Origin of the sequence: Mesorhizobium sp. M5C.F.Ca.IN.020.32.2.1, from assembly GCF_004023105.1 — a bacterium.
GTDB classification, from domain to species: domain Bacteria; phylum Pseudomonadota; class Alphaproteobacteria; order Rhizobiales; family Rhizobiaceae; genus Mesorhizobium; species Mesorhizobium wenxiniae.
The window spans coordinates 1-3235 of sequence record NZ_RZSX01000736.1; the positions used below are offsets into that span (position 1 = coordinate 1).

Sequence of the window (3235 nt, forward strand, 5' to 3'; positions counted from 1 at the left end):
CTACGCGCACAGGGCTGGCAGGCGATCCGCTTCTTCCCCGCCGGGCAAAACAGCAGGGAGATCTTCGAGCCGCGCGAGTCGATCGGCGCTACCTCGAGTATGCTTAACAAGGCGCGCGAGGCGCTGGGCGACGACGTCGTCCTCGGCATCGATTATCATCATCGGCTGTCGGTGGCCGAGGCGGCGAGCTTCTGCAACAAGCTGGGCCGCGGCGTGCTTGATTTCGTCGAAGAGCCGATACGAGACGAGGCACCGGAGGCCTACGAATCCCTACGTACAATGACCGACATCCCCTTTGCCATCGGCGAGGAATTTGCCAGCAAGTGGCAGTTCCTGCCCTACATCGAGCGTGGCATCCACCAGTTCAACCGGCTCGATGTTTGCAATGTCGGCGGGCTTACCGAGGCGATGAAAGTCGCTGGCTGGAGCGAGGCGCACTATGTGGATCTGATGCCGCACAATCCCCTTGGTCCGGTGTGCACGGCCGCGACCGTGCATCTCGCCGCCGCGGTACCCAACTTCGCCTGGCTCGAGACCAGGGAACCCGAAACAAAGCTGGGCTTCGACAATTCCGACTTCTTCCCCGTGCAACCACGGCTCGACGGGACCAACTATCCGGTCGGCGATCTGCCGGGGCTCGGCGTCGAGGTCAACGAGGAGGCGATCCAGGCGGCGAGCTTTCGTTTTTGGGAAGCACCTCACCTTAAGCGCCGCGACGGTTCTGTTACGAACTGGTAGTTCTCTTTCAACCGGAGTCCACGATGACACATGCTCCCGACATCACGCGGCCGCCAAAACACCTGATCGACGCGCTAAGGGAGATCGGCGCCGCGACGGTTGCCGGCACGCTTGGCCACATGGGTTTTCGCAATCCGCACATGGTCGGACCGGTGGCGCAAAACCACGGGAAGTCGATCGTCGGGCCGGCGCTGACGCTGCAGTTCATGCCACAGCGGCCGGACCTATTCACCGAGGGAGAATACGCCGATCCAGAGACGCAGCTGCATCGGCACGTGCTTTATCACGCACAGGAGGGCGATGTAGTCGTGGTCGACGCGCGCGGCGACATGAGCTCGGGCGTCTTCGGCGATATGATGTCGACGTATTTCAAAGGCAGGGGCGGCGCGGGCATCGTCATCGATGGATGCATGCGCGACCGGCCCAATGTTGAAAAGCTCGATCTGCCCCTATGGCTGCGCGGCTGGACGCCAAATTATCATGTGCAGACCAGCATCTATCCCAATGCCGTCAACGTTCCGATTGCCTGCGGCGGTGTCACGGTGATCCCCGGTGACATCATCGTCGCCGACGACGACGGGGTGGTGGTGCTCCCTGTCGCAATGGCCCCCACGGTAATCGAAGAATCACAGAAGCATCACGATTGGGAGGAGTTCTCGCGAGTGAAGCTCATGGAGGGCGGGCCGTTGCAACGCTACTATCCGCTGCATGACGACGCCCGTGGGGAATACGAGGAGTGGCGCAAAACAAACCGCTTGGAGGACCCGAGTTAGCGCATGGATTACCCTGCGGCAGGCGGCAGACCTTCTGGCGGTAACGCCGGCGTCTACGCAAAAGGCCTCAACAATTGCCGCAAATATTTCTACAGGCTGCCCGTCAATCCGGAGCCCGGTCAGAAGCTTTCCCGGGCGCAGTATCTCGACTACGCGGAGCGCGTCGAGAAAAGCTCGGTCGTGAAGGTCAGCCGCGGACCATGGTGTTCCATCGCTGCTTGAGGGCGGAGTCTATGCCTCTTGGTGGCGCCGATCCGCACCGGTTCAATCGGGGGCCCAGAAACGGTTTTGAACAACCGGATACTGTTCGTGCAATTTCGCGCGGGCGCATGGGTGCAGGTTGCCCCGCTGCTTCGGTGCAACCTAGGTTTGTCCGCGCAGATGTCAGCTTGCCCGCTTTTCGTGGCTATATTCCAAAGCGCGGGCTGACTGCTTTCGGCCCGAGGCTGCCAGGCAGCAATGCGCCGATGTGTGCTGTTTGCGCTGATAGGGATGGCGTACCATCGTGTGATGCCAAGCCGGTGTGTGAGCAGATGCGGGCATCACTAGCAAGTGGAACAATCCGACAGCCGGCGAGTTTCCAAGAGGAAGGGCGATCTGTTTCGGAGGAAGATTAGGATGAAACGCGTCCTTGCCCAAAACGCTGTACGGCTGATGCTGGGCGGCGTAACCGCCTGCCTGCTCATGGTCGTCGAGATTCCCAACCCGGTTGCGCCATTGTCGCTTGTGTCCGAGGCGAGGGCCGCCGATGTTTCCATTTCGATCAGCACATTCTACGATGACCTGTCTTCCCATGGTGATTGGGTTTCCTACCACGGAGCGACCGTTTTCGTCCCGGTCGATGTACCTGACGATTGGCGTCCGTATACCCTTGGACATTGGGTCTATACCGAGCAGTATGGCTGGCTCTGGGTGTCCGACGAGCCGTTCGGCTGGGCGACCTACCATTACGGCCGGTGGGGCTATGCCGACGACATCGGCTGGTACTGGGTTCCCGGCACTCGTTGGGCGCCAGCATGGGTGAGCTGGCGGCGTGACAGGGAGCACATGATCTGGGCTCCGCTGCCGCCGCGCCGCGATCCCGATTTGATTTCAATCGAGGTGACATTCGACACCACGCCGGATTTTTACTGGGTCGTGGTCCCCACCCGCGAATTCCTTGCTGAGGACATTTCTGTCGTCGTTATCCGTGATGAGCCGGAGTTTGTGCGCATTGTCGAGGCGGCCGAGCCGGCCGGCGACGTGACGATCCAGAACAACGTGGTGATCAACAAAGTCATTGATGTTGATGTGATCGAGAAGGAGACGAACCAGCAGGTGACTGTCGTCGAAGTCAGCGACACCGAGACGCCCGAGCAGGCCGGCAAATTGGAAAAGAATACGGTCACGGTCTTTGAAGGTGAAGTCAAGGCCGATCCCGATGCCAAACCAGCTGAGCTCAAAGACATCGAGGAGGTGAAGCAGGTTCAGGCTGGCCGGAAATCAAAGCCGACCGAAGGCGCAGCCACGACCGAACAGGCGCCAGCGACCGGCGAACAGGTTGACCCGGAAGAGACCGCCAAGCCTGAGAAGCCGACGACCGAGGAGCAACCGGCCGCCGAGCAGCAGCAGGCCGAGCCGGAACAGGCGGCCAAGCCTGAGAAGCCGAAGGCCAAGGAACAGCCCGCCGCCGAGCAGCAGCAGGCCGAGCCGGAACAGGCGGCCAAGCCTGAGAAGCCGAAGGC

Annotated in this window: 4 protein-coding genes; all 4 read left to right on the plus strand. The window is 61.1% G+C overall.

Annotated features, from left to right (window positions below):
* The coding region (locus tag EOA86_RS27935; RefSeq protein WP_164892038.1) for a mandelate racemase/muconate lactonizing enzyme family protein at nucleotides 1-738 on the plus strand (738 nt) is incomplete at its 5' end.
* 23 nt (nucleotides 739-761) lie between these two features.
* Complete coding sequence (locus tag EOA86_RS27940; protein ID WP_029355833.1) at nucleotides 762-1511, plus strand: ribonuclease activity regulator RraA; 750 nt, start codon at nucleotides 762-764, stop codon at nucleotides 1509-1511.
* A gap of 3 nt (nucleotides 1512-1514) precedes the next feature.
* Entirely contained in the window at nucleotides 1515-1733 is a 219-nt protein-coding gene (locus EOA86_RS27945; RefSeq protein ID WP_128344625.1) for a hypothetical protein, read from the plus strand.
* 396 nt (nucleotides 1734-2129) lie between these two features.
* Nucleotides 2130-3235, plus strand: a 1106-nt coding sequence (locus tag EOA86_RS27950) for a DUF6600 domain-containing protein (RefSeq protein ID WP_348633369.1), incomplete at its 3' end; no start/stop codon positions are given.

Bases quoted from the DNA above. Each gene is read 5' to 3' on its own strand.
- EOA86_RS27940 (WP_029355833.1), top strand. From the start codon at position 762: ATGACACATGCTCCCGACATCACGCGGCCGCCAAAACACCTGATCGAC.
- EOA86_RS27945 (WP_128344625.1), top strand. From the start codon at position 1,515: ATGGATTACCCTGCGGCAGGCGGCAGACCTTCTGGCGGTAACGCCGGC.